The organism is Streptomyces sp. NPDC048419 (assembly GCF_043200415.1).
Classification (GTDB): Bacteria; Actinomycetota; Actinomycetes; order Streptomycetales; family Streptomycetaceae; genus Streptomyces.
This window is the reverse complement of record NZ_JBICXT010000001.1, coordinates 875257-902083: the sequence shown is the minus strand read 5'-3', so window position 1 is coordinate 902083 and position 26827 is coordinate 875257. Positions and strand designations below refer to the sequence as shown.

Below are 26827 nucleotides of genomic sequence, written 5' to 3'. Positions count from 1 at the left end.
GGCGCGGATGGTGCCGGCTCATGCGCGAAGCCGCAGGCCGCGCGGGGTGGCGATGAAGCCCGCTTGTTCCAGGAGGGTGCCGATGGGGGATGCCAGGGCCGAGGCGCCGTTCACCCGCTCCACGGTGACCGTGCCGAGCGAGCCCGCTCGGGCGGCCGCGGCCAGGGCCTGGGCGGCTGCCTGGAGGCGGGGGTCGTCGGTCGCCGTGCCGTCCGGATCGGCGGGCCAGGCCAGCAGGGTCTTGCCGCCGCGTTCCATGTAGAGCGTCAGCTCGCCGTCGACCAGGACCACCAGGGAGCCCGCCTTCCGGCCGGGCTTGTGCCCCGCTCCGGTCGGGGATTCCGGCCAGGGGAGGGCGGCGCCGTACGCGTTCGCCGGGTCGGCGGCGGCCAGGACGACGGCCCGCGAGTCGGAGCCGGGGGTGCGGCGGCCGGAACCGTACGCCGCGTGCCCGAAGCCGGACTGTGGGCAGCGGGTGCCCGCTGCGGGGAAATCGCGGGGTGAGGTGTATTCGTGCGCGGCGGTGCGGGGGTTGAGGGAGCCGGAACCGTCGGGTGGGGATGCCTCGAACTCGGTGCCGAACGAGTCTTTGAATTCGATGCCGAATGGGGCGTTGAAGTCAGTGCTGAAATCAGTGCTGAAGTCGGTGCCGAACTCATTGCTGAACGGCGCGTCCGCTCCGTCGGGTGAGGACCGCGGCGGCAGGGATTCGCCGCGGTCGCGGGCGTTCGACACCGCGCGCAGACGGTCCACCGCGCCGTCCATCGCGAACTGCGCCGCGCCGAGCCCCTCCACCACATAGCCGCGCCGGGCCTGGCCGCTGTCCTCGAAGGCGGACAGGATGCGGTACGTCGCCGAGAAGCCGCCCTCGACTCCCTCCGCGGCGACGGCTCCCCGGGTGACCACGCCGTGCCGGTCGAGGAGGGTGCGGGCGAGAGCGTGGGCGCGCACCGTGGGGTCGGCCTCTAGTGCCGGGAGCAGGGACCAGCGGCCGGCGACGGTCGGCGGGCCGGTACGGGAGGCGGTGCGGGCGGCGGCGGTCAGGGAGCCGTAGCGCCCGCGCGGGACGTTGCGCTTGGCGCGGTGGGCCGTGGAGCCCGCGGTGCGGCCCGAGCCGAGCAGGGAGCGCATGGGGGACAGCGTGTCGTTGGTGAGACGGCCGGACCAGCCCAGGTCCCAGACGGCGTCGGCCAGTTGGGGATCGGTGGCGTCGGGATGGGTGGTCGCGCGGACCTGGTCGGCGATCTGGCGGAAGAACAGGCCGTAACCCCCGGAGAGGGCGTCGAGGACCGACTGGTGCAGTGCCGTCAGCTCCAAGGGGTGCGGCGGGGGCAGGAGCAGGGGTGCCGCGTCCGCGAGGTACAGCGAGACCCAGCCGTCCTTGCCGGGGAGGGCGCCCGCGCCGGCCCAGACGAGCTCCCCGGCGGAGGTGAGTTCGTCGAGCATCGCGGGCGTGTAGTTGGCTACGCGGGACGGCAGGACCAGCTTTTCCAGGGCCGACGCGGGTACCGACGCGCCCTGCAACTGCTCGACGGCACGCACCAGTCCGTCGATGCCGCGCAGTCCGTGTCCCTTGCCGATGTGCTGCCACTGCGGGAGGAACTGGGCGAGGGCGGCCGGTGCCACCGGCTCCAACTCGTGCCGCAGGGCGGCCAGGGAGCGGCGGCGCAGCCGGCGCAGTACGGCGGCGTCGCACCACTCCTGGCCGATGCCGGCGGGGTGGAACTCCCCTTGTACGACACGGCCGTTCGCGGCGAGGCGCTGCAGTGCACCCTCCGTGACCGCCACGCCCAGGCCGAAGCGGGTGGCCGCGGTGGTCGACGTGAAGGGGCCGTGGGTGCGCGCGAACCGGGCGAGGAGGTCGCCGAGCGGGTCCTTGACGGGCTCCGTGAAGGCTTCCGGGACGCCGACCGGCAGGGCGGTGCCGAGGGCGTCGCGCAGGCGGCCCGCGTCCTCGATCGCCGCCCAGTGGTCGGCGCCGCCGATGCGGACCTTGATCGCGCGGCGGGCGCCGGTCAGCTCCTGCGCCCACTGCGGCTCGGCGCCGCGCTCGGCCAGTTCGGCGTCGGTGAGGGGCCCGAGCAGGCGCAGGAGGTCCGCGACGCCCTCGGCGTCCTTGACTCGGCGGTCCTCGGTGAGCCACTGCAGCTCGCGCTCCAGCTCGGTCAGCACCTCGGCGTCGAGCAGCTCGCGCAGCTCCGCCTGGCCCAGCAGCTCGGCCAGCAGCCGCGAGTCCAGGGAGAGCGCGGCGGCACGGCGCTCGGCGAGCGGGGAGTCCCCCTCGTACAGGAACTGGGCGACATACCCGAACAGGAGGGAGCGGGCGAAGGGGGACGGCTCGGTGGTGGTGACCTCGACCAGGCGCACCTTGCGGGCCTCGAGGTCGCCCATCAGCTCGACGAGCCCGGGGACGTCGAAGACGTCCTGGAGGCACTCGCGGACCGCCTCAAGGACGATCGGGAACGAACCGAACTCGCTCGCCACCTGAAGCAGTTGGGCGGCGCGCTGGCGCTGCTGCCACAGAGGCGTGCGCTTGCCGGGGCTGCGCCGGGGCAGCAGCAGCGCGCGGGCGGCGCACTCGCGGAAGCGGGAGGCGAACAGGGCCGAGCCGCCGACCTGGTCGGTGACCACCTGGTCGACCTCGCCCTTGTCGAAGACGACGTCCGCCGCGCCGACGGGCGCCTGGTCGGCGTCGAACGCCGTGCTGAGGGGCGCGCCCGGCTTCATCGGCTCCTGGTCGAGCAGGTCCAGGCCCATGAGGTCGGCGTCCGGCAGGCGCAGCACGATGCCGTCGTCGGCGTGCATGACCTGGGCGTCCATGCCGTACCGCTCGGAGAGCTTGGCGCCGAGGGCGAGGGCCCACGGGGCGTGCACCTGGGCGCCGAAGGGGGAGTGCACGACCACGCGCCAGTCGCCGAGCTCGTCGCGGAAGCGCTCGACGACGATGGTGCGGTCGTCGGGGATGTGGCCGCAGGCCTCGCGCTGCTCGTCCAGGTACGACAGGACGTTGTCCGCGGCCCAGGCGTCCAGGCCCGCCGCGAGCAGGCGCAGCCGGGCGTCCTCCTTGGGGAGCGAGCCGACCTCGCGCAGGAACTGGCCCACCGCGCGGCCCAGTTCGAGCGGGCGGCCCAGCTGGTCGCCCTTCCAGAAGGGGAGCCGGCCCGGTACGCCCGGCGCGGGGGAGACCAGGACGCGGTCGCGGGTGATGTCCTCGATGCGCCAGGAGCTGGTGCCGAGCGTGAAGACGTCGCCCACGCGCGACTCGTAGACCATCTCCTCGTCGAGCTCGCCGACCCGACCCCCGCCCTTCTTGGGGTCGGAACCGGCGAGGAACACCCCGAACAGGCCGCGGTCCGGGATCGTGCCGCCGGAGGTGACGGCGAGGCGCTGGGCCCCGGGCCGGCCGGTGATCGTCCCGGTGACGCGGTCCCACACCACGCGCGGGCGCAGCTCGGCGAAGGCGTCTGACGGATAGCGGCCCGCGAGCATGTCCAGGACCGCCGTGAACGCCGACTCGGGGAGGGACGCGAAGGGGGCGGCGCGGCGGACCGTGGCGAGCAGGTCGTCGACCTGCCAGGTGTCCAGCGCCGTCATGGCCACGATCTGCTGGGCCAGGACGTCCAGGGGGTTGGCCGGGACCCTCAGGGACTCGATGGAGCCGGTGCGCATGCGCTCGGTGACCACCGCCGCCTGGACGAGGTCGCCGCGGTACTTCGGGAAGACCACGCCGGTGGAGACCGCGCCCACCTGGTGTCCCGCGCGGCCGACGCGCTGCAGGCCGGAGGCGACCGACGGCGGGGACTCCACCTGGACGACGAGGTCCACCGCGCCCATGTCGATGCCCAGTTCGAGGCTGGAGGTGGCGACCACGGCGGGCAGCCGGCCCGCCTTGAGGTCCTCCTCGACGAGGGCGCGCTGCTCCTTGGAGACCGAACCGTGGTGGGCACGCGCGATGACGGGCGGGGCGCCCTGGGCCGCTCCGGAGCCGCCCATGAGCTCGGCCGGGGAGTGGTGCTCGTCCAGTGGCTCGCCGGTGGCGCGCTCGTACGCGATCTCGTTGAGCCTGTTGCACAGGCGCTCCGCCAGGCGGCGGGAATTGGCGAACACGATCGTGGAGCGGTGGGCCTGGACCAGGTCGGTGATCCGCTCCTCGACATGGGGCCAGATCGAGGGGCGCTCCGTGCCCTCGGAGCCGTCGGCGACCGGGGAGCCGCCCAGTTCGCCCAGGTCCTCGACGGGGACGACCACCGAGAGGTCGAACTCCTTGCCCGACGTCGGCTGGACGATCTCCACCTTGCGGCGCGGCGAGAGGTACCGAGCGATCTCGTCCACCGGGCGGACGGTCGCCGAGAGGCCGATGCGGCGGGCCGGCTTCGGCAGCAGCTCGTCCAGGCGCTCCAGGGAGAGCGCGAGGTGGGCGCCGCGCTTGGTGCCCGCCACGGCGTGCACCTCGTCGAGGATCACCGTCTCGATGCCGGTCAGCGCGTCGCGCGTGGCCGACGTCAGCATCAGGAAGAGGGACTCCGGGGTGGTGATCAGGATGTCCGGGGGCCGCGTGGACAGGGCGCGGCGCTCGGCGGCGGGTGTGTCGCCGGAGCGGATGCCCACCTTGACCTCGGGTTCGGGCAGACCCAGGCGGACGGATTCCTGGCGGATGCCGGTCAGCGGGCTGCGGAGGTTGCGCTCGACGTCGACCGCGAGGGCCTTCAGCGGCGACACGTACAGGACGCGGCAGCGCTTCCTCGGGTCGGCCGGCGGAGGTGTCGAGGCCAGCTGGTCCAGCGCGGCGAGGAACGAGGCCAGGGTCTTGCCGGAGCCGGTCGGGGCGACCACCAGCACGTCCGAACCCGCACCGATGGCCTGCCACGCGCCCGCCTGGGCCGCGGTGGGCGCGGAGAAGGCCCCCGTGAACCAGCCGCGGGTCGCGGGGGAGAAGCCGTCGAGGGCTCGGTGTGCGGAGCTGACCATGCGTCCATCCTGCACCCGTCCACTGACAATGGTCCTGACCTGCGGTGACGTGGCGCTGAGGGTGGGCAGGGCGAGCCGGCGCCGGCTCGCGGAGAATGGGGGCATGGCAGGTTCGGGGAAGGAGGCGGCGCGGCACTGGCAGTACGCCGAGCTGCCGGGGGTCGATCTGCTGCGCGCCCGGTACATCCGCAAGACGTTCGTGCGGCACACCCACGAGAACTTCGTCATCGCCGCCATCGCGGACGGCGTCGAGGTCTTCCATCACCGCGGCGCCGACCAGTACGCCGGCGCCGGGGCACTCGCGCTCGTCAACCCGGACACCACGCACACCGGGCGGGCCGGAGTGCCCGGGGGATGGCGCTACGGCGCTGTCTACCCGTCGCCGGAGGTCGTGGCCGAGATCGCGGCGGAGACCACCCTCATACGCGGGACGCCGGGGTTCGTGAGCCCGGTGCTCGACGATCCCCACACCGTGCAGCTCGTGCACCGGGTGCTGCGGGCCACGGAGGACGGCAACGCGCTGGCCGCCGACACCCTGCTGCGCGTCGCCGTGACCAGGCTGCTCCGGCTGAACGGCGGGCCGCTGCCGCAGCGGGAGGTGCGGACGGCGGGGGCCAGGATCGCGGAACGCGCGCGTGCCTTCCTCGAGGAGCGGATGGCCGAGCCGCCGACCCTCGAGAAGCTCGCGGCCGACCTCGGCACCAGCCCGTTCGCGCTGCTGCGGGCCTTCCGCGACACCTACGGGATGCCGCCCCACACCTGGCTCACCGACGCCCGGGTGCGGCAGGCACGGCGGCTGCTGGACGCCGGTACGACGCCGGCGGAGGCCGCCGTGGCCGTGGGGTTCACCGATCAGCCGCACCTGAACCGGCACTTCACCCGCATCGTCGGCGTGCCCCCGGGCGCGTACCGGCGGGAGCGCAAGAACGTACAAGACGCGCGAAGGCGACTGCATCTACCGTCCGACGGGTGGCAGAACATGCAGCTCTCGCAGACATACGCCCCCAGGACGACGGGAAAGCCGATGCCGCCGTCGTCCGGGACGCCCTCGGCGTAGGCGTCGCCGTAGGACTGTCCGGCTTCGCCTTCGGGGTGACCTCGGCCGGCAGCGGGCTCACACTGCTGCAGACCTGCGCGCTCAGCCTCCTGGTGTTCACCGGCGCGTCCCAGTTCGCCCTGGTGGGCGCGCTCGCGGCCGGCGGCAATCCGCTCACGGCGGCGGCGGGCGCCTTCTTCCTGGGCGTCCGCAACGCCTTCTACGGGCTGCGCCTGTCCCAGCTGCTGGCCCTCCCGCGCGCGGTGCGGCCGTTCGCCGCCCAGTGGGTCATCGACGAGACCACGGCGGTCGCGCTGGCCCAGCCCACCCGGCGGGCCACGCGGATCGGGTTCACCGTCACCGGGCTCAGCCTGTACGTGCTGTGGAACCTCACCACCCTGCTCGGCGCGCTGGGCGCCCAGGCCATCGGGGACACCGACGCATGGGGCCTGGACGCGGCCGGGCCCGCCGTCTTCCTGGCGCTGCTCGCGCCGATGCTCAAGACCGGCACCGAGCGCGCCGTCGCCGGCCTCGCCGTCCTCCTCGGGCTCGGTCTGCTGCCCGTACTGCCTGCCGGACTGCCCGTCCTGCTGGCCGCCCTCGCGGCGCCCGCCGTCCTCTTCCTGGAGGGCCGCCGCCGGGGCACCTCCCCCGACCACGCACACGAGAACGACGTACCAGAGGAAGACCGTTGAACACCTGGATCGCGATCGGCGCGACCGCCGTCGGCTGCTACGCCGTCAAGCTCGCCGGACTGCTCGTGCCCGCGGGCGCCCTGGAGAAGCCGCTCGTCAGACGGCTGGCCGCGCTGCTGCCGGTGGCGCTCCTGGCCGCGCTGACGGCCCAGCAGACCTTCGCCGACGGGCAGGCGCTGGTGCTCGACGCACGGGTCGCGGGGCTCGGCGCGGCCGCCGTGGCGCTGGTCCTGCGCGCCCCGTTCCTGCTCGTCGTGGCCGCGGCCGTGCTGGTGACCGCCGGGGTGCGGGCCATGGGCGGCTGACGACGCCCCGGTCAGCCGATGGAGCGTCCGTGCGCCCTCAGGGTGCGCAGTGCCTCGACGGTCACCATGGGGCGCGTCTCCAGGGCGATGCCCGGTGCCCACGCGCGCTGGGGATACCAGCCGCGCGCGCAGGAGTGGGGCAGTACCGGCCAGCCGCCGTCCTCCTGCTGGGCGTCCGCGAGGTGGTCGAGGGAGCGCGCCAACTCCGCGTCCGTGAACCACGCGCGCGCGAGGGAACTCGGCGTCTTCGCGTAGTCGTGCGGGAAGTGCTGCTCTCCGGGCAGGTAACCGGGGGCGACGGGATACGTGTCGAGGCGGCCGGGTTCCAGCGCCGCGAGACGCTGTTCGCGCACCAGGCGGCCGAGACGGGCGGCGGCCGCCTCCGCGCGCGGGCGGTCCGGAGCGGAGTCCAGGAAGGCCACGGCGGCCTGGACCTCGTAGGGGTGCGACTTGTCCAGCGAGTCGACCGCGTACCAGCAGAAGTCCGTCGCCCTGAACAGCCAGGCGTGCCATACCGCGTTGCGGTTCAACAGCCCCACCACCGGCCCTGTGGTGAGGAGTTCGCTCGGCGGATCGTCCACGACCGGGAGGTGCGGGGCCACCGGATAGCCCCGCCGGCCGGGATGGGTCGCCGGCAGCGCGCCGTCCGCCGTGGAGACGGCGGTCAGGTACCGGCACACGCGTTCCACGCGCTGCCCGCCGCAGCGCCCGATGGCGTCCAGGACGCGCAGCGCGTGCCCGGTGTGCAGCGGCTGGCTGACCGGGCCACGCAGATCGGGCTCCAGGGCGTGGCCGTACCCGCCGTCCTCGTTGCGGTAGGCCTCCAGCGCCGTGTCCACCGGGTCCACGCCCCCGTTCAGGAAGTGGTGTGCGAAAAGGCGCTGTTCCAGCACGCGCGCGGTGAGCCAGACGAACTGCTCGGCGCGCAAGAGCGGGGAATGTGCCGGGGACGTGGCAGGGAGTGGGGAGGCTCCTGTTTCGGACATGCGACAGACCGTAAAGCGGAAAGCGGTCTCGGCAACGGGTACCGGCTCAGGCCCACCCCCTGGGGCGGGATACTGGAGTCATGCGGTTGACGGTCTTCTGGCAGCGGATGGCGGATCACTTCGGTTCGGGGTACGCCGACACCTTCGCGCGCGACCATGTGATGGCGGAGCTCGGCGGCCGCACGGTGCACGAGGCGCTGGACTCGGGGTGGGACGCCAAGGAGGTCTGGCGAGTGGTCTGCACAGTCATGGACGTTCCGCGGGAGAAGCACTGATAGGTCACGAAGATCGCAGGACGGCAGTTGATTGTCGGACCGGTGGGCGAGACTTGGTCCGTGGCACCCACTGACGAGACCGGGCAGACGTCCCGGCAGGCATCCCCGTTCGGCACGACGCCGCCCGGCCGGCCCCCGGCCGACTCCGCCACCGGGCCCGGCGTCGGCATGCCGCGCTGGCTGCCGCGCGCCGTGGTGCTCGTACTCGGCCTCTACGCCGCCTTCCAGCTGGGCACTTGGGCCTTCCACCAGCTCACCGGTCTGCTGATCAACATCCTCATCGCGTTCTTCCTGGCCCTCGCCATCGAGCCGGCGGTGAGCTGGATGGCCTCACGCGGGATGCGCAGGGGGCTGGCCACCGCCATCGTCTTCGTCGGCGTGATGATCGTGTCGGCCGGGTTCGTCATCCTGCTCGGCTCCATGCTGGCGGGCCAGATCATCAAGATCGTCGAGGACTTCCCGGACTACCTCGACTCCGTCATCAACTGGATCAACACCCACTTCCACACCGACCTGAAGCGGGTGGACGTCCAGGAGGGCCTGCTCCGCTCCGACTGGCTGCGCAACTACGTGCAGCACAGCGCCACCGGCGTGCTGGACGTGTCCGCCCAGGTCCTCGGCGGTCTCTTCCAGCTGCTGACGATCGCCCTGTTCTCGTTCTACTTCGCCGCCGACGGTCCCCGGCTGCGGCGCGCGATCTGCTCCGTGCTGCCCCCCGCGCGGCAGGCCGAGGTGCTGCGCGCGTGGGAGATCGCCGTCAACAAGACCGGCGGCTACATCTACTCGCGCGGCCTGATGGCCCTGATCTCCGGCATAGCCCACTACATCCTGCTGCAGATCCTGGGCGTGCCCTACGCGCCCGTGCTCGGCGTCTGGGTAGGCCTGGTCTCGCAGTTCATCCCGACCATCGGCACCTATCTGGCGGGCGCCCTGCCCATGCTGATCGCGTTCACCGTCGATCCCTGGTACGCGCTGTGGGTGCTGATCTTCGTCGTGATCTACCAGCAGTTCGAGAACTACATGCTCCAGCCCAAGCTGACCTCGAAGACCGTCGACATCCACCCCGCCGTCGCCTTCGGCTCGGTCATCGCCGGCACCGCCCTCCTCGGTGCCGTCGGCGCGCTGATCGCCATCCCCGCGATCGCCACCCTTCAGGCGTTCCTGGGGGCGTACGTGAAGCGGTACGCGGTCACGGACGACCCCCGGGTCCACGGGCACCGGCGAGGGGGACCGGGAACCGGCCTGCTCACACGCGCGAGGATGCTGTGGGGGCGACGGACGGCGGCGCTGGACGAGACGGGGGAGCCAGGGGAGCCGAGGGGTCCGCAAGAGGGCTCCTCGTGAGGTGATGAGGCGCTGCGGCGTCGAGACTCGCCCTCGCCAAGCCGGTCAGTACTGCTCAGCACTGGTCAGTACGTGAGAACCGCCCACACCCCGGCGCCGATGACGGCTATCACGTAGCAACCGGTCGCCGCCGCCACGATCCGCCGCCGGACCGGCGCGCTCCAGGACGTGCGGGACAGCGACCAGGCCAGCAACGGCAGAACCAGGACCGCGTGCAGGCTGACCCCGTGCAGCGGCTTGAGCGGGGCCGTCGAGTGGTACGCCGCCTCCTGGTGGCCGGTACGGGTGAGCACGACACCGCGCGCGATCATCGCGGCGCCCGAGGCGAGCCCCACCAGCAGGATCGCGAAGCCGGAACGGACCGCGAGGGCCATCCCCGCGGGCCCCGCGGGCCGCTGCCGGAACGACGCGGCGGCGAACACGGTGAGCAGCACCACGAGGACGCCGCCGCCCACCGCGAGCGTCATGGACACCGCGGTGTCGAAGGGCGTCTCCATGTCGAGGTGCGAGGGCACCCGGCGCCAGGCCTGAAGGGTGATGCCGCCGACCTCCACGACGCAGTCGGCGGCGAACACGGCGAGCAGCAGGGCACGTGGCCGCGGGCCGATGCGTACATAGGACGTCACCCAGGTGACCGCGATCAGCGTCGCCCCGAAGGACAGTCCGAACGTGACGGGCTTGCGCCAGGAGACCGGCCCGTACCAGGGACCGCCGTCGACGGCGAACACCGCCAGGTGCACCAGGCCGGAGAGGACCAGGGCGAGGCCGACGGCGTGGGCGACGCGTGTGCTCTTCTCGATCTCCATGCCCTCAGCCTCGTGAGAGAGCCCCTCCCCGTCGTCGTCCGGCCGAAGACACCCGTCGTACGCCACGGGAAGTAGCGCCGGGGCGGCGCAGGGCACCAACTCCGCGCAGACACAGTCCCGGTGTGCCGCGTGGTGCGCTTGACACGAAAATCGAACATCCATTCTCATGGAGACTCCGGCCAGGTTCTCCGTGGGTGGTTCACCCCAGTTTTGACAGAGAAGTGCCCGAGTTATCCACAGGCCGGACGGGCGTCGGGGCGCATTGTCAGTGGCAGGCGTTAGCGTCTTTGACGTGAAGCGATCGACTCAAGCAAATCGGGTGGAACCCATGGCAGGAACCGACCGCGAGAAGGCCCTCGAAGCCGCTCTCGCACAGATTGAACGGCAATTCGGCAAGGGCGCGGTCATGCGCATGGGCGAGCGGCCGAACGAGCCCATCGAGGTCATCCCCACCGGGTCGACCGCGCTCGACGTAGCGCTCGGCGTGGGCGGCATTCCCCGCGGCCGAGTGGTGGAGGTGTACGGGCCGGAGTCCTCCGGCAAGACGACCCTGACGCTGCACGCCGTGGCGAACGCGCAGCGGGCCGGAGGCCAGGTGGCCTTCGTGGACGCGGAGCACGCCCTCGATCCCGAGTACGCGAAGAAGCTCGGCGTCGACATCGACAACCTGATCCTGTCCCAGCCCGACAACGGCGAGCAGGCCCTGGAGATCGTGGACATGCTGGTCCGCTCCGGCGCCCTCGACCTGATCGTCATCGACTCCGTCGCCGCGCTCGTCCCGCGCGCGGAGATCGAAGGCGAGATGGGCGACTCCCACGTGGGTCTGCAGGCCCGTCTGATGAGCCAGGCGCTGCGGAAGATCACGAGCGCGCTCAACCAGTCCAAGACCACCGCGATCTTCATCAACCAGCTCCGCGAGAAGATCGGCGTGATGTTCGGCTCCCCGGAGACCACGACCGGTGGCCGTGCGCTGAAGTTCTACGCCTCGGTGCGCATGGACATCCGCCGCATCGAGACCCTGAAGGACGGCACGGACGCCGTCGGCAACCGCACTCGGGTCAAGGTCGTCAAGAACAAGGTCGCGCCGCCCTTCAAGCAGGCCGAGTTCGACATCCTCTACGGCCAGGGCATCAGCCGCGAGGGCGGCCTGATCGACATGGGCGTGGAGCACGGCTTCGTCCGCAAGGCCGGCGCCTGGTACACGTACGAGGGCGACCAGCTCGGCCAGGGCAAGGAGAACGCGCGCAACTTCCTCAAGGACAACCCCGACCTGGCCAACGAGATCGAGAAGAAGATCAAGGAGAAGCTGGGCGTCGGTGTCCGTCCGGAGAAGCCGGCCGCGGAGCCCGGTACGGACGCCGCCGTCTCGGCCACCGCGGACGACGCCGCGAAGTCGGTGCCCGCCCCGGCGACCAAAGCGACCAAGGCAGCCAAGGCTCCGGCTGCCAAGAGCTGACAGATGACACGGCGAACCGACTGGGCCGAGTACGCCTACCAGGACGCCGCGGCTGAGCGGAACGGCGGGGACGACGGGGGATCCGCCGAGCCGGACCGCGACGTGTACGGGGAAGCAGCGGGGCACGGCGCGGAAGGGGGACACGGCCGCGCGACGCCGTACGGCGCGGGGGGCTCGTACGGCGCCGATGGGCCGTTCGGTGACGACGGCTCGTACAGCGACGGGCCGGGCGGCGGAGAGTGGCGTGAGGACGGGGCGCCGGAGGGTTTCGGTTCGTCCCGTGGCCGCTCACGCCGGGGCGGTGGGGCCCGTGGCGCCGACGGCTCCCGAGGGCGCCGTCGGCGGCGTCGCGACGAGGCGTCCGATCAGGACGGGGGCTCCTCCTCTTCGTCGAGGGCCGAGCAGGAGGAGTCCTCAGGGGACCCGGTGGAGCGGGCGAAGGCGATCTGCCTGCGTCTGCTCACCGGGACCCCGCGTACGCGCAAGCAACTCGCGGACGCCCTGCGCAAGCGGGAGATCCCCGACGAGGTCGCACAGGAGGTGCTGTCGCGGTTCGAGGAGGTCGGGCTGATCAACGACAGCGCGTTCGCGGAGGCCTGGGTGGAGTCCCGGCACCACGGCCGAGGTCTGGCCAGGCGGGCGCTGGCCCAGGAACTGCGGACCAAGGGCGTCGACTCCACGCTGATCGACGAGGCCGTCTCACAGCTCGACTCCGAACAGGAAGAAGCGACCGCGCGTGACCTCGTCGCCCGCAAGCTGCGGGCCACGCGCGGCCTCGACCGCGACAAGCGGCTGCGCCGCCTCGCGGGCATGCTCGCCCGCAAGGGCTACCCCCAGGGCATGGCCCTGCGAGTGGTACGGCAGGCGCTGGAGGAAGAGGGCGAGGACACGGAGTTCCTCGGGGACGAGGGGTTCTGACCGAGGTGTGACGGCGGGAGTACTTCGTGCCACACGGCGACAGGTCACGACCCGCCTACGACGTCACCGGCAGCCCCGCCGCCTTCCACGCCTGGAATCCGCCGACCAGATCGGTTGCCCGGTCGAGCCCCAACTGGTGCAGGGACGCTGCCGCGAGGCTCGACGCGTAGCCCTCGTTGCAGATCACCACGACCCGCACATCGTGACCGGTGGCCTCGGGTACGCGATGGGTGCCCTGAGGGTCGAGGCGCCACTCCAGTTCGTTGCGCTCGACGACGAGTGCGCCCGGGATCACGCCGTCCCGCTCGCGCAGGGCGGCGTAGCGGATGTCGACGAGGACCGCCTCGCCCGACTCGGCGGCGTCGTACGCCTCGCCGGGCTCGATCCTCTCGTAACCCTGGCGCACCCGCTCCAGCAACTCGTCGATGCCGACGGGCCGTTCGCCCGCGCCGTTCGCCGCCTCGCTCACTGCCAGTCCTCCGGACGCTCGACCTGCTCCAGCCGGAGCACTTGGTCCACGCGACTGTAGCGGCGGATCTGCGGCAGAGGCGGGTAGTAGGCGTGGACGGAGATCGCGTGCCGGTCGGTGGACTCGTTGAGCACCTCGTGGACGTGATGGCGGCCGAAGGCGCGCCCTCGGCCGGCCGGCAGCCGCCGCTCCCGGTCGACTCCGTCGTCGAGTTCCAGTGTCTTCCAGCCGTCGGCGGGCAGCCGGGCGGCGAGCGAGTTCTCCTTGAGCTCACCGGCCGCCGTCGTGAAGGCGCCGACGGATTCGGCGTGGTCGTGCCAGCCGGTGCCCGTGCCGGGCGGCCAGCCGATCAGCCAGGCCTCGCTGCCGCCGGGTCCCTCCAGGCGCACCCAGGTGCGGCCCTCCGGGTCCAGGGGGAGCGAGGCGATCAGCTCGGCGTCGGCGGCCGTACGCCGTACGAAGTCGAGGAGGTCCGCTTGCGTCGGACCCTGGGCGGCGGGTGCGGAGGCCGGGGGCGAGGCAGGCGCAGGGGAGGAGACAGACATGGGACACCGTCCTGAAGAGCGTTCGCGTGGGGCGCGCGGAAGCACTGAAGCGCGCGCGGGAAAAAGGGATGCGAATTCAGCAGGACGGGCGACACACGCAGCCCGCATAGCGGACGAGGTCCATGTGGACCCTCCGCCACAGGCGCGCAAAGGTGTCGGTCACGATCCGGAGTACACCATCGACGGAGCAGGGCGGTCAACTCACCGTCACTATCTGGACTACAGGGTGACGGTGAGTGCGGTCACTTCACGGCCGAGCCGGCCGTGGCCTCCTCCTTCGCCGGCCCGCCCAGCGTGGCCTCCGCCGCCGCGTACAGGTCGGCCGGGCGCACGCCGCCCAGCGCCGTCACCAGGTGACCGTCGGGGCGCACCAGCAGCACCGTGTGCGGGGCCGCACCCGGGTAGCTCTCGGCGACCAGCAGCTCGGCGCGGTGCGGCAGCGCGGCCACCGCGGCCGCCAGCCGCGGCATGATCCCGGCGCTCACCCAGTGCTTGCGCTCCCACACCCCCGTGCCCGGCGCGACCAGCACCACCAGCAGGGCACCGCGCCCGAGCCGCTCCCGGAGCTGCACGAAGGAACCGTCCTCCGCGGTGACGGTCACATCGGTGACCGTGGCGCCGGGCACCGTGTCCACCGGGACCTCCGCCTCGAGGTGCCGGGGTGCGAGCGGCGAGTGGTCGTACGCCCCCGGCGCACCGAGCGCACCGCGCCCCAGGTGACCGTCCGTGAGCAGCGCGTCGTGGCCGCGGGCCGAGCCGGGCACGTACGCGCGCAGCCCTCCGCCGCCGCGCAGCAGCGGCAGCACCTGGTCGGCGGCGCGGAGCCGGGCGGCGACGATTCCGCGCCGCTCCGCCTGATAGCTGTCGAGCAGGGCCTCGTGCGGCCCGTGATGCCAGGTCAGCGCCAGCTTCCAGGCCAGGTTGTCGGCGTCTCTGAGCCCCTCGTCGAGCCCCTGCGTGCCCAGCGCGCCGAGCAGGTGCGCCGCGTCCCCGGCGAGGAAGACCCGGCCGACCCGCCACCTGCGGGCCAGCCGGTGGTGGACGGTGTGCACGCCGGTGTCGAGGAGTTCGTACGCCGGTGTCGAGCCGCCCGACCAGCCGGCGAGTGTCTCCCGGACGCGCGCCAGCAGCAGCTCGGGCGTGACCAGGTCCTTGCCCGGCGGCAGCAGCCAGTCCAGGCGCCATACGTCGTCCGGGAGGGGGCGGGCGGTCACCTCCACGGCCGAGGGCCCGGACGTCCGCCACGGCGGCATCCGATGGAGCAACGCCTCGTCCGGCCACGGAAGTTCCGTGCGCAGGGTGGCCACGGCGTGTCGCTCCACCGCCGTACGGCCCGGGAAGCGGATGTCCAGGAGCTTGCGCACGGTGGAGCGGGGGCCGTCGCAGCCGACCAGGTAACTGCCGCGCCAGTACGTGCCCTTGGGGCCGCGGGTGTGCGCGGTGACCCCCGAGGTCTCCTGCTCGAGGCCGTCGAGACGGCTGTCCACGACGACCTGGACGAGGCGCTCGGCGGCCAGGGCGTCGCGCAGGGCGCCGGTCAGGACGTGCTGGGCGATGTGCACGGGTGAGGGCTCGAAGTCGCCGAACGTGACCTCACGCATCACCTGCTTGCGCCGCACGGACCGCCATGCGGCCCAGTGGGCCCCCTCGCGCGCGAGCGGCACGCCCGTCAGCCGCTCCATCAGCGCGGCGGTCTCCTCGCGCAGGACCACGGTGCGCGCGGGACGCTGTTCGTCCTTGCCGGAGCCCTCGTCCAGCACGACGGCAGGCACTTCCTGACGGGCCAGCGCCAGGGCGAGCGTGAGCCCGACGGGCCCCGCTCCGACGATGATCACCGGGTCCACGGCGTGGCGCCCCCTGCCCGCGGCGATGTCCCGGCGGACGCATGTGAACAGAAAGTTGGAGCAGGGTGCACGATCACAGAACGTATGCAACCCATTGGCGGGGTTTGCGTCAAGCGACGGAGGCAGTGGCGATCATGCCACTGCCTCCGTGCGCCGTCTTCTTTTCTGATCTGTCGTCAGTTGCTCTTCTGCAGGTCCTCGTGATCGCCCGGAGCGGCCAGTTCGGCGACCGCGTCGACGCCGACCACCGCGCCAGTCGACTTCTTGGCCCGCCGCAGCCGGGCCTCCAGCCAGCCGGCGAAGCTCGTCAGGGAGAAGTTGACCACGATGTAGATCACGGCCACGATCGTGAAGCTGGCGATCGTGTTGCCGTAGTAGCCGATCATCGTGTTCGCCGACGAGAGCAGTTCCGGGAAGGTGAGGACCGCGCCGCCGAGGGCCGTGTCCTTCACGATCACGACGAGCTGGCTGACGATGGCCGGGAGCATCGCGGTGACCGACTGAGGCAGCAGGATGAGCCGCATGACCTGGTTCTTGCGCAGACCGATCGCCATCGCCGCCTCGGACTGCCCCTTGGGCAGGGCCAGGATTCCGGCTCGGACGATCTCCGCGAGAACGGCCGCGTTGTAGAGCACGAGGCCGGTGACGACCGCGTACAGCGGGCGGTCGTCCGAACTGACGTTGGTGTAGTTCGCGTACAGGGCCAGCCCGAAAATCATCAGGACCAGTACGGGGATGGCGCGGAAGAACTCCACCACGACCGAGGCAGGGACGCGGATCCAGGCGTGGTCGGAGAGCCGGGCGATGCCGAGGATCGCGCCGAGGGGCAGCGCGATGATCATCGCCAGTGCCGCCGCCTTCAGCGTGTTCTTCAGGCCCGGCCAGATGTACGTGGACCAGGCTTCGGTGCCGCTGAAGAACGGCTTCCACAGCGCCCAGTCGAGCTGGCCCTTGTCGTCGAGGCTGGTGTACACCCACCACACCACCGCCGCGAAGGCGACGACGAAGATGCCCGTGAAGAGCACGTTGCGCCGCTTGGCGCGGGGCCCCTGGGCGTCGTAGAGAAGGGAGCTCATCGCTTCACCGCCAGCTTCTTGCCCACCCAGCCGAGGATCAGGCCGGTCGGCAGGGTAAGGATCACAAAGCCCAGGGCGAAGACCGCGGCGATCGGGATGAGTTGGGCCTCGTTCTCGACCATCTCCTTCATCAGGGTGGCCGCCTCGGCGACGCCGATCGCGGCGGCCACCGTGGTGTTCTTCGTGAGTGCGATCAAGACGTTCGTCAGCGGGCCGACGGACGAACGGAACGCCTGCGGCAGCACGACCAGCCGCAGCACCTGCGAGAAGTTGAGACCGATCGCTCGTGCCGCCTCCGCCTGGCCGACCGGCACCGTGTTGATGCCGGACCGCAGCGCCTCGCACACGAACGCCGATGTGTAGACGACCAGGCCGAGGACGGCGAGCCGGAAGTTGACCGTGTTGATGACCTTCGAGCCGAGGTCGATGCCCAGGGTGTTGTGCAGGCCCAGTGACGTGAACAGGATGATCACGGTCAACGGAATGTTCCGCACGGTGTTCACGTAGAACGTGCCGAAACCGCGCATCAGGGGCACAGGGCCGACCCGCATGGCAGCCAGCAGAGTGCCCCAGATCAGGGAACCGACGGCGGCGAGCAGCGTCAGCTGCACTGTCGTCCAGAAGGCACCCAGTACGTCGTAACCTTCAAGAAAGTCGAACACGATCTCCCGCGCTTCCGCGTGTAGGGATGCCCGGGTGCGCCGCCCGTGAAGGCGGCGCACCTGTCAGGCGTTGCTTCAGCTCTTGACGACGCCGATCTTCGGCGCGGGCTCGTTCTTGTACTTGGCCGGGCCGAAGTTCTTCTTGACGGCCGTGTCCCACGACCCGTCGGAGACCATGGCCTCGAGGGCCGTGTTGATCTTCGCCTTGAGGTCGCTGCCCTTCTTGACGCCGATGCCGTAGTTCTCGTTGGTCATCTTGAAGCCGCCGAGCTTGAACTTGCCCTTGTACTGGGACTGGGCGGCGTAGCCGGCGAGGATCGAGTCGTCGGTGGTGAGAGCGTCGATGGCGCCGTTCTGCACACCGGTCAGGCAGGCCGAGTAGGTCGGGTACTGCTGCAGCTGGGCCTTGGGCGCGAGCTTGTCCTTGACGTTCTGCGCGGAGGTCGAGCCGGTGACCGAGCACAGCTTCTTCTTGTTGAGGTCCGCCGGCGACTTGATGGAGTTGTCGTCGGAGCGGATCAGCACGTCCTGGTGGGCCAGCAGGTACGGGCCGGCGAAGTCGACCTTCTGCTGGCGCTCCGGGGTGATCGAGTAGGTGGCGGCGATGAAGTCGACGTCACCGCGCTGCAGCATGGTCTCGCGGTCGGCGCTCTTCGACTCCTTCCACTCGATCTGGTTCGCGTTGTAGCCGAGCTTCTTGGCGACGTACGTGGCGACGTCGACGTCGAAGCCGGAGTAGCCCTGCGGCGTCTTCTGGCCGAGGCCCGGCTGGTCGAACTTGATGCCGATGGTGATCTTCTTGCCGCCGCCCGAGGACCCACTGCCCTTGTCCTTGTTGTCACTGGACCCACAAGCCGTGGCGGCCACGGCGAGGGCGAGGACGGCGGCCGAGGCGGCGGTGACCTTGCGGAGCTTCATGGTGAACATCCTTTGGGTGGTGAAGAGATGAGAGCCGGCGTGGAGATGCGGGCCGGCGGTGGCTGGGCGGGGCGGACCGGCTGTCAGTGGTGAAGGATCTTCGACAGGAAGTCCTTGGCGCGGTCGCTGCGCGGGTTGCTGAAGAACTGGTCGGGCGCAGCCTCTTCGACGATCCGGCCGTCCGCCATGAAGACCACGCGGTTTGCAGCCGATCGTGCGAAGCCCATCTCATGGGTGACGACGATCATGGTCATGCCGTCCCGGGCGAGCTGCTGCATCACCTCGAGGACCTCGTTGATCATCTCCGGGTCGAGGGCCGACGTCGGCTCGTCGAAGAGCATGACCTTCGGGTCCATGGCCAGGGCGCGCGCGATGGCGACACGCTGCTGCTGGCCGCCGGAGAGCTGCGCGGGGTACTTGTCCGCCTGTGTGGCCACGCCGACCCGGTCCAGCAGGGCCCGGGCCTTCTCCTCGGCCTTCTTCTTGTCTGCCTTGCGGACCTTGATCTGGCCCAGCATCACGTTCTCGAGCACGGTCTTGTGCGCGAAGAGGTTGAAGGACTGGAAGACCATGCCGACGTCGGCGCGCAGCCGTGCCAGCTCCTTGCCCTCCTGGGGCAGCGGCTTGCCGTCGATCGCGATCGAGCCCGAGTCGACGGTCTCGAGCCGGTTGATGGTGCGGCACAGCGTGGACTTGCCGGACCCGGAGGGCCCGATGACCACGACGACCTCGCCGCGGGCGATCGTCAGATCGATGTCCTGCAGCACGTGCAACGCGCCGAAGTGCTTGTTGACGCTCTTCAGGACGACAAGGTCGCCTGCACTGGCCACGTCCTTCTTGGCCACCGATACTTCGGTCATCGCTCTCAGGCTCCGTCCTCCTCGGTTTCGGAGGACAGTAGTAACCGGCGACGACCAGCGTCATTACATCTGAGGGGAATCTGAGCATCACGATCCGATAGCAATCGGACACGTGTCGTAGCAGTTCCCGGCGGGGGCGTATCGGCCGGATAACGGAAGCCGCGCGCAACCGGAACCCTCTTGACGCCGTTGTCGTCCATCAGCGTGACTGCGTTGGTGCACGCGCGCGCGTGCACGCAGTTTTTACGCATCCTGATCGTACGGCCGATGAATCGAAGGAGGACCGGATGAGGCTGCTCCTCGTCGAGGACGACAACCATGTGGCCGCCGCTCTTTCTGCGGTTCTGGCCCGGCACGGTTTCGACGTCACGCACGCGCGCAGCGGCGAGGAAGCACTGCAGGCGCTGGTTCCGGAGGGTGACTGCTTCGGCGTCGTCCTGCTCGACCTGGGGCTGCCCGACCAGGACGGATACGAGGTCTGCGGCAAGATCCGCAAGCGCACCAGCACCCCGGTGATCATGGTCACCGCCCGCTCCGACGTGCGCTCCCGCATCCACGGGCTCAACCTCGGCGCCGACGACTACGTGGTGAAGCCCTACGACACCGGTGAGCTGCTCGCGCGCATCCACGCCGTCAGCCGGCGCACCACCCACGAGGACCCCGCGGGCGGCGGCGACAACGAGCTGCGTCTCGGCGCGATGCTCATCGAGCTGCCCACCCGGCAGGTCAGCGTGGACGGTTCGGTTGTCCAACTGACCCGCAAGGAGTTCGATCTGCTCGCCCTGCTCGCGCAGCGCCCCGGGGTCGTCTTCCGCCGGGAGCAGATCATCAGCGAGGTGTGGCGCACCAGTTGGGAGGGGACCGGACGCACCCTGGAGGTGCACGTCGCGTCCCTGCGCGCCAAGCTGCGCATGCCGGCCCTGATCGAGACCGTACGCGGCGTCGGTTACCGGCTCGTCGCCCCGGCTTCGTAGCCTGCACGGGTGCGTACACGTCTTCTTCCGCTGCTCATCGTCCTGATGGCGGCCGTACTGCTCGCTCTCGGTGTCCCGCTCGCCGTCAGCGTGGCCGCCGCCCAGCAGCAGAAGGTCGTCGTCGACCGGATCGACGACACGGCACGCTTCGCGTCCCTCGCGCAGTTCGTCACCGACGCCTGCAGCTCCACGCGCACGTCCACGGACGAGCGCCTCGCCACCCTCACCACCGAGCTGAACAGCTACTACGGCGTCTACGGCATCAGGGCCGGAGTCTTCTGCCGTACCGACGTCCCCATGGCGCAGGCGCCGCAGACCTTCTTCCTCCCCGAGACGGGCGAGGTGCGCGAGGCGTTCGCCGAGGCGCTGCTCAGCCGCCGCAGCCACGACCCCCGGCAGGTGTGGCCCTGGCAGCGCGGCCGGCTGGTCGTCGCCTCACCGGTCATCCGGGACGGTGACGTCGTCGCGGTCGTCGTCACCGACTCGCCCACCGGGCAGCTGCGCTCACGGATCCTGCACGGCTGGCTGATCATCGGCGTGGGCGAGATCGCCGCGATGTTGCTCGCGGTCGGCGCCGCGCTCCGGCTCACCGGCTGGGTGCTCAGGCCCGTACGCGTGCTGGACGCCACCACGCACGCGATCGCGAGCGGCCGGCTGAAGTCCCGGGTCGCGGCCGCCGGCGGACCGCCGGAACTCCAGCGCCTGGCCCGGTCGTTCAACGAGATGGCGGACAACGTCGAGGACGTCCTGGAGCAGCAGCGCGCCTTCGTCGCCGACGCCTCGCACCAGCTGCGCAACCCGCTCGCCGCGCTGCTGCTGCGCATCGAACTGCTCGCGCTGGAGCTGCCGGAGGGCAACGAGGAGGTGGCATCGGTACGGACCGAGGGCAAGCGCCTCGCGGAGGTCCTGGACGACCTGCTCGACCTGGCACTGGCCGAGCACACCGAGGCCGACCTGCGGGTCACCGACATCGGCGCGCTGACCGCCGAGCGCGTCGCGGCCTGGACGCCGACCGCCGAGGCCAAGGGCGTGCGGCTGGTGGGCAGTTGCCCGGCGACCACCGCCTGGGCCGATCCGGTCACCCTGTCCAGCGCCCTTGACGCGGTGATCGACAACGCGGTGAAGTTCACGCCCGAGGGCGAGTGCGTCGAGGTGACGGTCGCGGCCGACGGCGATACCTCGACCGTCGTGGTGAGCGACGACGGCCCGGGCCTGACCGACGAGGAGCTCGGCCGCGTCGGCGACCGCTTCTGGCGCAGCGGCCGCGATCAGAACGTCAAGGGTTCCGGCCTCGGCCTGTCCATCTCGCGCACCCTGCTCGCGGCGGGCGGCGGCTCCATCTCCTACGCCCATCACGAGCCGAACGGCCTGACGGTGACGGTGGCGGTGCCGAGGCACAGCCCCACGGTCTGACGGACGGCGCTGTGACCTGACGAGTGGCTCCGCGACCTGCCCAACGGCTCTCCGTGAGGGGGCCTACGGTTTGACCGAGCGGTAGTAGCGCCTGGCGCCCTCGTGCAGCGCCAGCGGGTCGGTGTAGATCGCGGTGCGCAGGTCGACGAGCTGGGCCGAGTGGACGCGGGTGCCGATCCCGTCACGGCTCCTGATCACGGTGCGGGTCACCCACTCGGTGAGCCGCGGGCTGACGTCCGTGCGCGTCATCAGAAGGTTGGAGACGGCCAGCGTCGGTACGGCGACGCCGTTCTGAACGCTGGGGTAGGCCGACTCCGGCATGTTGGTGGCGCGGTAGTACCGGGTGGCGCCACCCTGGTCGTGCAACTTGGCGACGAGGTCGGCCCCGATCGGTACGAACCGGAAGGTGAAGCGGTCGGCAAGTTGCTGCAGCCCCTGTGTCGGCAGCCCGCCCGACCAGAAGAACGCGTCGATCTTGCCCTGCCGCAGCCGGTCCGGGCCGGTGTCGATGCCGTCGGCGAACGGCGTGATGTCCTTCTTCGCGTCGATGCCGGCCGCGTTGAGCACGCGCTCGGCGATCAGCCGCACACCCGAGCTGGGCGGACCCACGGCCACGCGCTTGCCTTTCAGGTCCGCGACGGAGTGGATGTGCGAGCCGCGCGGGACGACGAGCTGCACATAGTCGTCGTAGAGACGGGCGACGCCGCGCAGATGACCGGCGTTGGGCCGGTGCTGGAGCTTGTACGTCTCGACGGCGTCGGCCGCGGCGATGGTGAAGTCAGCCTCGCCGTTCGCCACGCGCGTGACGTTCTCCTGCGAGCCGTCGCTGGTCTGCAGCGTCACCTTCAGGTCGGGCATGTCCTTGTCGAGCGCGGTGCGCAGGAGCTTGGCGTACTGCTGGTAGACGCCTGCCTGCGTGCCCGTGCTGATGGTGATGGCCCCGCTCGGAGCCGCCTCGCCCAGGGGCAGCAGCCACCACAGCAGCAACCCGAGGGCGACGATGGCGGCGGCCGCGCCCTCCAGGGCCCGGCGCCGGCCGATCCGGCGGAACATCTTGGACATGCGTGGGATCCTGCCAGCCGGTACGCGGTGCTGACCAGGGCCGGAGTCACAAGGGGGTCGCAACTCGATCACGACGGGCGTTGTCAGTGCCGGTCGATACAGTCGCCGTATGAGCTCATCGCCCGCCGACCTGGTCCGCCGGTTCCACCACGCCGTCGGGCTCGACGCCCGCACCACGCCCGCCGAGGTCCCGGCCCGGCCGGCCGCCCAGCGCGGGAAGCTGCTCGCGGAGGAGGCGGCGGAGGTCGCCGAGGTCTCGGTCACCGGCCCGCTCGACAAGCTGGCGCACGAACTGGCCGACGTCGTCTACGTCGCCTACGGCACCGCCCTGGTCCACGGCATCGACCTCGACGCCGTGATCGCCGAGATCCACCGCTCCAACATGACCAAGCTGGGCCCCGACGGCCAGGTCTGCCGCAGAGCCGACGGCAAGGTCCTCAAGGGCGATCACTACGAGGCCCCGGACGTGTCGGCGGTGCTGCGGCGCCAGGGGTGGATACCGGGCGGGGAGTGAGCCGCACGGCTCGTCCGTGGTCGGGTTCGCGGCCGGGTCCGCCGACTGCCCGTCGCCCGGGACGGGAGGCCGTCCGCCGCAACACGACCGGTCTCCCTGTCGTCGCGACGTCACGAAGTCAAGACGGCCGGTCGCCCACCGGCGCAGGCGTCTCCGCCGGTGGTGAGGAATCCGGGCGGGCCGTCCCGCGGCCGGTCAGACGACGGGCCAAGGGTTCGGTGTAGCGGGCGGTGAGGGGGCCGAGGACGACCAGGATCAGGACGTAGGCCGTGGCGAGGGGACCGAGCGAGGGCTCGATGCCCGCGCTCACCGCGAGCCCGGCGATGACGATCGAGAACTCGCCGCGGGCCACCAGGGCGCCGCCCGCGCGCCACCGGCCCTTGACCGAGATACCGGCCCGCCGTGCCGCCCAGTACCCGGTGGCGATCTTCGTCGCCGCGGTGAGCAGGGCGAGCGCGAGGGCGGGCAGCAGCACGGGCGGGATGCTCGCCGGGTCGGTGTGCAGCCCGAAGAAGACGAAGAAGACCGCGGCGAACAGGTCGCGCAACGGGCTCAGCAGGGTGTGCGCGCCCTCCGCGACCTCACCGGACAGCGCGATGCCGACCAGGAAGGCGCCCACGGCGGCCGACACCTGGAGCTGCTGGGCGACGCCCGCGACCAGGATCGTCAGACCCAGCACGACGAGCAGCAGTTTCTCCGGATCGTCGTTGGAGACGAACCGTGAGATGACGCGCCCGTAGCGCACGGCCACGAACAGGACCAGCCCCGCCGCGCCCAGCGCGACCGCCAGCGTCACGCTCCCGGCCATCAGCCCGGCCCCGGCCACCAGCGCGGTCACGATGGGCAGGTACACCGCCATCGCCAGGTCCTCCAGCACGAGGATGCTCAGGATGACCGGGGTCTCCCGGTTGCCGACCCGCCCGAGGTCGCCGAGCACCTTCGCGATGACCCCGGACGACGAGATCCAGGTGACGCCGGCCAGCACGACCGCCGCCACCGGCCCCCAGCCGAGCAGCAGTGCCGCCACCGCGCCGGGCACGGCGTTGAACGCGCAGTCGACCAGGCCCGAGGGGTAGTGCGCCTTGAGGTTGGTGACCAGATCGCCGGCCGTGTACTCCAGCCCCAGCATCAAGAGCAGCAGAATGACGCCGATCTCGGCGCCGATGGCGACGAACTCCTCGCTCGCCCCGAGCGGCAGCAGGCCGCCCTCGCCGAAGGCCAGCCCGGCCAGCAGATACAGCGGGATGGGGGAGAGCCGGAAGCGGCCGGCGGCCCGGCCGAGCAGACCGAGGCCGAGGAGGATGGAACCGAACTCGATCAACAACACCGCGGAGTGCACCGGTTCACTCCCGCCCGAGTATCGCCGCGGCGGCGTCGACGCCCTCGCGGGTGCCCACGACGATCACGATGTCACCGCCGGCCAGCCTGAAGTCCGGCGTGGGCGACGGAATCGCCTCGGCCCGGCGCAGCACCGCCACCACGGACGCCCCCGTCTCGGTCCGCATTCGTGTATCGCCCAGCACCCGCCCGTTCCAGCGGGAGGCCGCGGCCACCTCGATCCGCTCGGCGACCAGGCCCAGGTCGGAGGTGTACAGCAGGCTCGCGCTGTGGTGGGACGGCTTCAGCGCGTCGATCAACGCGCCCGCCTCGGAGCCGGTCAGCCGCAGGGAGTGAGCGCACGAGTCGGGGTCTTCGGCCCGGTACACGTTCACCGTGCGGGCACCGTCGCGGTGCGCCACCACCGACAGATGGCGTTGGTCACGTGTCACGAGGTCGTACTGGACCCCGATGCCCGGCAGCGGTGTCGCCCTCAGTCGTGGCGCAGGCACGTTTCTCCCCTTGTTTGGGCGGCATGGTCATGAGCTGCCGGTGATCACCGGGCCCCTTCGCATGCTGTCATTCGGCCGTACGGTGGCGACATGGGTGACGTGACGGATATACGCGGCCGGGGGCGGACGACGAGGCTGGCCGGAGCCGTGCCGGAGGCACCGGGGGAGAGCACGCCGCAAGCGCCGGTGAGCAGGACGCCGGGAGTGCCCGCGCAACGCACGCCGGAAGCGTCCGCGAAGAGAGCGAGAGGGAAGACCGTGTCGCTGTTCTGGCGGATCTTCTTGCTGAACGCCGTGGGCCTGACCGTGGCCGCCGCCCTGCTGCTGGGCCCGGTCACCGTCTCGACGCCCGTCCTGCCGGCCGAGGCGCTGATCGTCGTCGTGGGCCTGGCCTTCCTGCTGCTCTGCAACGCGGTCGTGCTGCGCCTCGGCCTCACCCCGCTACGGCGGCTCGGCCGCGCCATGGCCACGGCGGACCTGCTGCGTCCCGGCGCCCGCGCGGTCGTCGGCGGCCCGGCGGAGGCGGCCGAGTTGATCACGACGTACAACACGATGCTCGACCGGCTGGAGAGCGAGCGGGCCGCCGGTGCGGCCCGTGCCCTGTCGGCGCAGGAGCGCGAGCGGCAGCGCATCGCCCGCGAGCTGCACGACGAGGTCGGCCAGACCCTGACCGCGGTGCTCCTCCAGCTCAAGCGCGTCGCCGACCGGGTCCCCGGGGAGCTGCGCGCGGAGGTGGGCCAGGCGCAGGAGGCCGCCCGCGCCGGCCTGGACGAGATCCGCCGCATCGCCCGCCGGCTGCGCCCCGGCGTTCTGGAGGAACTCGGCCTGGTCAGCGCTCTGCGCTCGCTGGCCACCGAGTTCACCGCGCACGGCCTGACGGTGCGCCACAGCGTCCCCGGCGATCTGCCCCCGCTGAGCGAGGAGTCCGAACTGGTCGTCTACCGCGTGGCCCAGGAAGGGCTCACCAACACCGCCCGGCACGCGCGTGCCGACCGCGCCGAGGTCCGGCTGCGGCCCCTCGCCGACGGCGTCGAACTCCTCGTCCGCGACAACGGCAAGGGCCTCGGTGCGGCCCCGGAGGGCGCCGGGATCCGCGGCATGCGCGAACGGGCACTGCTCGTCGGCGCCGACCTCTTGCTCGAACCCGGCCCCGAGGGGGGAACCGACGTGCGCCTGCGCATACCCGTCGCCGGGGGAGGCCGCCGATGACCGCCCCCGCGCGCGTGCTGCTCGCCGACGACCACGCCCTCGTACGCCAGGGAGTGCGCCTCATCCTGGACGGCGAGCCGGACCTGACGGTCGTCGCCGAGGCCGGGGACGGAGCCGAGGCCGTCGAGCTGGCACGCACGCGTGCAGTCGATCTGGCCGTCCTGGACATCGCCATGCCCCGCATGACCGGCCTCCAGGCGGCCCGCGAACTGTCCCGCCGCCTGCCGGGCCTGCACATCCTCATCCTGACGATGTACGACAACGAGCAGTACTTCTTCGAGGCGCTCAAGGCCGGAGCCAGTGGATACGTCCTCAAGTCCGCCGCCGACCGGGACCTGGTCGGGGCGTGCCGCGCGGCCGTGCGCGACGAGCCGTTCGTGTACCCGGGAGCGGAGCGCGCCCTCGTCCGCTCCTACCTGGAGCGCCTGCGCCGCGGCGACGACCTGCCCACGCGCGCGGTCACCGAACGCGAGGAGGAGATCCTCAAGCTGGTCGCCGAGGGGCACACCTCCAAGGAGATCGGCGAGCTGCTCTTCATCAGTGCCAAGACCGTCGAGCGCCATCGCGCCAACCTGCTGCACAAGCTGGGCATGCGCGACCGCCTGGAACTGACGCGGTACGCGATCCGCGCGGGCCTGATCGAACCCTGAGCCCCCGGTTGTC

The 26827-nt window shown here is 71.5% G+C and carries 26 protein-coding genes; 12 read left to right on the top strand and 14 right to left on the bottom strand.

The features are described from left to right. Positions 1-18: 18 nt before the first annotated feature. Entirely contained in the window at positions 19-4968 is a 4950-nt protein-coding gene (locus ACGFYN_RS03880) for an ATP-dependent helicase (RefSeq protein WP_393864116.1), read from the bottom strand. 103 nt (positions 4969-5071) lie between these two features. Between ACGFYN_RS03880 and ACGFYN_RS03875 the strand changes: the two genes are divergently transcribed. From ACGFYN_RS03875 to ACGFYN_RS03865, 3 genes are read left to right on the top strand one after another with little or no spacing between them, the layout of a single operon-like run. Beyond that, positions 5072-6025 (top strand): AraC family transcriptional regulator, encoded by a 954-nt coding sequence (locus tag ACGFYN_RS03875; RefSeq protein ID WP_393864115.1) that lies wholly within the window; start codon positions 5072-5074, stop codon positions 6023-6025. Then, positions 5938-6699 (top strand): AzlC family ABC transporter permease, encoded by a 762-nt coding sequence (locus tag ACGFYN_RS03870; protein WP_393864114.1) that lies wholly within the window; start codon positions 5938-5940, stop codon positions 6697-6699. Before ACGFYN_RS03875 ends, ACGFYN_RS03870 begins: the two co-directional genes overlap by 88 nt. Beyond that, positions 6696-7004 carry an AzlD domain-containing protein gene (locus ACGFYN_RS03865; RefSeq protein WP_393864113.1) on the top strand — a complete coding sequence of 103 codons (309 nt, stop codon included), beginning with the start codon at positions 6696-6698 and terminating at the stop codon, positions 7002-7004. Before ACGFYN_RS03870 ends, ACGFYN_RS03865 begins: the two co-directional genes overlap by 4 nt. A gap of 11 nt (positions 7005-7015) precedes the next feature. Here ACGFYN_RS03865 and ACGFYN_RS03860 read toward each other — a convergent pair whose 3' ends face one another. Beyond that, complete coding sequence (locus tag ACGFYN_RS03860; RefSeq protein WP_393864112.1) at positions 7016-7990, bottom strand: hypothetical protein; 975 nt, start codon at positions 7988-7990, stop codon at positions 7016-7018. A gap of 80 nt (positions 7991-8070) precedes the next feature. On the opposite strand from ACGFYN_RS03860, the gene ACGFYN_RS03855 reads away from it, so the two are divergent. Together ACGFYN_RS03855 and ACGFYN_RS03850 are read left to right on the top strand one after the other, a co-directional pair. After that, the gene (locus ACGFYN_RS03855; protein ID WP_393864111.1) at positions 8071-8265 is read left to right on the top strand and encodes a DUF3046 domain-containing protein; all 195 of its coding nucleotides are present in this window, start codon (positions 8071-8073) and stop codon (positions 8263-8265) included. 60 nt (positions 8266-8325) lie between these two features. After that, entirely contained in the window at positions 8326-9609 is a 1284-nt protein-coding gene (locus tag ACGFYN_RS03850) for an AI-2E family transporter (protein WP_393864110.1), read from the top strand. A gap of 65 nt (positions 9610-9674) precedes the next feature. On the opposite strand, the gene ACGFYN_RS03845 is transcribed toward ACGFYN_RS03850, so the two are convergent. After that, positions 9675-10415 carry a hypothetical protein gene (locus ACGFYN_RS03845; protein ID WP_393864109.1) on the bottom strand — a complete coding sequence of 247 codons (741 nt, stop codon included), beginning with the start codon at positions 10413-10415 and terminating at the stop codon, positions 9675-9677. Positions 10416-10743: 328 nt separating this feature from the next. On the opposite strand from ACGFYN_RS03845, the gene recA reads away from it, so the two are divergent. Then, positions 10744-11871, top strand: coding sequence for a recombinase RecA (gene recA / locus ACGFYN_RS03840; RefSeq protein ID WP_393864108.1), 1128 nt, complete (start codon positions 10744-10746; stop codon positions 11869-11871). Between the two features lie 3 nt (positions 11872-11874). After that, complete coding sequence (recX, locus tag ACGFYN_RS03835; RefSeq protein ID WP_393864107.1) at positions 11875-12789, top strand: recombination regulator RecX; 915 nt, start codon at positions 11875-11877, stop codon at positions 12787-12789. A 55-nt stretch (positions 12790-12844) separates the two neighbouring features. Here the strand turns inward: recX and ACGFYN_RS03830 are convergent, their stop codons facing one another. The 8 genes from ACGFYN_RS03830 to ACGFYN_RS03795 form a co-directional block, all read right to left on the bottom strand. After that, positions 12845-13258: a rhodanese-like domain-containing protein gene (locus ACGFYN_RS03830; RefSeq protein WP_393864106.1), complete on the bottom strand. Its 414-nt coding sequence runs from the start codon at positions 13256-13258 to the stop codon at positions 12845-12847. Then, entirely contained in the window at positions 13255-13803 is a 549-nt protein-coding gene (locus ACGFYN_RS03825; RefSeq protein ID WP_393864105.1) for a cysteine dioxygenase, read from the bottom strand. Before ACGFYN_RS03825 ends, ACGFYN_RS03830 begins: the two co-directional genes overlap by 4 nt. Before the next feature lie 76 nt (positions 13804-13879). Further along, positions 13880-13927 (bottom strand): hypothetical protein, encoded by a 48-nt coding sequence (locus ACGFYN_RS03820; RefSeq protein WP_309506048.1) that lies wholly within the window; start codon positions 13925-13927, stop codon positions 13880-13882. A gap of 118 nt (positions 13928-14045) precedes the next feature. Continuing rightward, a complete protein-coding gene (locus tag ACGFYN_RS03815) occupies positions 14046-15647 on the bottom strand; it encodes an FAD-dependent monooxygenase (protein ID WP_393864104.1) in 1602 nt (533 codons plus the stop codon). Positions 15648-15823: 176 nt separating this feature from the next. Continuing rightward, on the bottom strand, positions 15824-16723 hold the full coding sequence (locus tag ACGFYN_RS03810; protein WP_393864103.1) for an amino acid ABC transporter permease: 900 nt from the start codon (positions 16721-16723) through the stop codon (positions 15824-15826). Then, positions 16720-17385 carry an amino acid ABC transporter permease gene (locus tag ACGFYN_RS03805; RefSeq protein WP_393864102.1) on the bottom strand — a complete coding sequence of 222 codons (666 nt, stop codon included), beginning with the start codon at positions 17383-17385 and terminating at the stop codon, positions 16720-16722. The genes ACGFYN_RS03810 and ACGFYN_RS03805 overlap by 4 nt, the downstream gene beginning before the upstream one ends. 75 nt (positions 17386-17460) lie before the next feature. Beyond that, positions 17461-18303, bottom strand: coding sequence for a glutamate ABC transporter substrate-binding protein (locus tag ACGFYN_RS03800; protein WP_393864101.1), 843 nt, complete (start codon positions 18301-18303; stop codon positions 17461-17463). An 83-nt stretch (positions 18304-18386) separates the two neighbouring features. Next, positions 18387-19163: an amino acid ABC transporter ATP-binding protein gene (locus ACGFYN_RS03795; RefSeq protein WP_393864100.1), complete on the bottom strand. Its 777-nt coding sequence runs from the start codon at positions 19161-19163 to the stop codon at positions 18387-18389. 287 nt (positions 19164-19450) lie between these two features. Between ACGFYN_RS03795 and ACGFYN_RS03790 the strand changes: the two genes are divergently transcribed. Beyond that, positions 19451-20137, top strand: a complete 687-nt coding sequence (locus tag ACGFYN_RS03790; RefSeq protein ID WP_393864099.1) for a response regulator transcription factor — start codon at positions 19451-19453, stop codon at positions 20135-20137. Positions 20138-20146: 9 nt separating this feature from the next. Then, the gene (locus ACGFYN_RS03785; RefSeq protein WP_393864098.1) at positions 20147-21550 is read left to right on the top strand and encodes an ATP-binding protein; all 1404 of its coding nucleotides are present in this window, start codon (positions 20147-20149) and stop codon (positions 21548-21550) included. A gap of 63 nt (positions 21551-21613) precedes the next feature. On the opposite strand, the gene ACGFYN_RS03780 is transcribed toward ACGFYN_RS03785, so the two are convergent. Then, entirely contained in the window at positions 21614-22612 is a 999-nt protein-coding gene (locus ACGFYN_RS03780) for a TAXI family TRAP transporter solute-binding subunit (protein WP_393864097.1), read from the bottom strand. A 109-nt stretch (positions 22613-22721) separates the two neighbouring features. On the opposite strand from ACGFYN_RS03780, the gene ACGFYN_RS03775 reads away from it, so the two are divergent. Beyond that, entirely contained in the window at positions 22722-23126 is a 405-nt protein-coding gene (locus ACGFYN_RS03775; protein WP_393864096.1) for a MazG nucleotide pyrophosphohydrolase domain-containing protein, read from the top strand. A 118-nt stretch (positions 23127-23244) separates the two neighbouring features. On the opposite strand, the gene ACGFYN_RS03770 is transcribed toward ACGFYN_RS03775, so the two are convergent. Next, positions 23245-24465, bottom strand: a complete 1221-nt coding sequence (locus ACGFYN_RS03770) for a cation:proton antiporter (protein ID WP_393864095.1) — start codon at positions 24463-24465, stop codon at positions 23245-23247. Between the two features lie 4 nt (positions 24466-24469). Beyond that, positions 24470-24955, bottom strand: coding sequence for a cation:proton antiporter regulatory subunit (locus ACGFYN_RS03765; RefSeq protein ID WP_393864094.1), 486 nt, complete (start codon positions 24953-24955; stop codon positions 24470-24472). Positions 24956-25213: 258 nt separating this feature from the next. On the opposite strand from ACGFYN_RS03765, the gene ACGFYN_RS03760 reads away from it, so the two are divergent. Together ACGFYN_RS03760 and ACGFYN_RS03755 are read left to right on the top strand one after the other, a co-directional pair. After that, positions 25214-26164, top strand: coding sequence for a sensor histidine kinase (locus ACGFYN_RS03760; protein ID WP_393864093.1), 951 nt, complete (start codon positions 25214-25216; stop codon positions 26162-26164). Then, the gene (locus tag ACGFYN_RS03755) at positions 26161-26814 is read left to right on the top strand and encodes a response regulator (protein ID WP_393864092.1); all 654 of its coding nucleotides are present in this window, start codon (positions 26161-26163) and stop codon (positions 26812-26814) included. The genes ACGFYN_RS03760 and ACGFYN_RS03755 overlap by 4 nt, the downstream gene beginning before the upstream one ends. Positions 26815-26827: the final 13 nt, after the last annotated feature.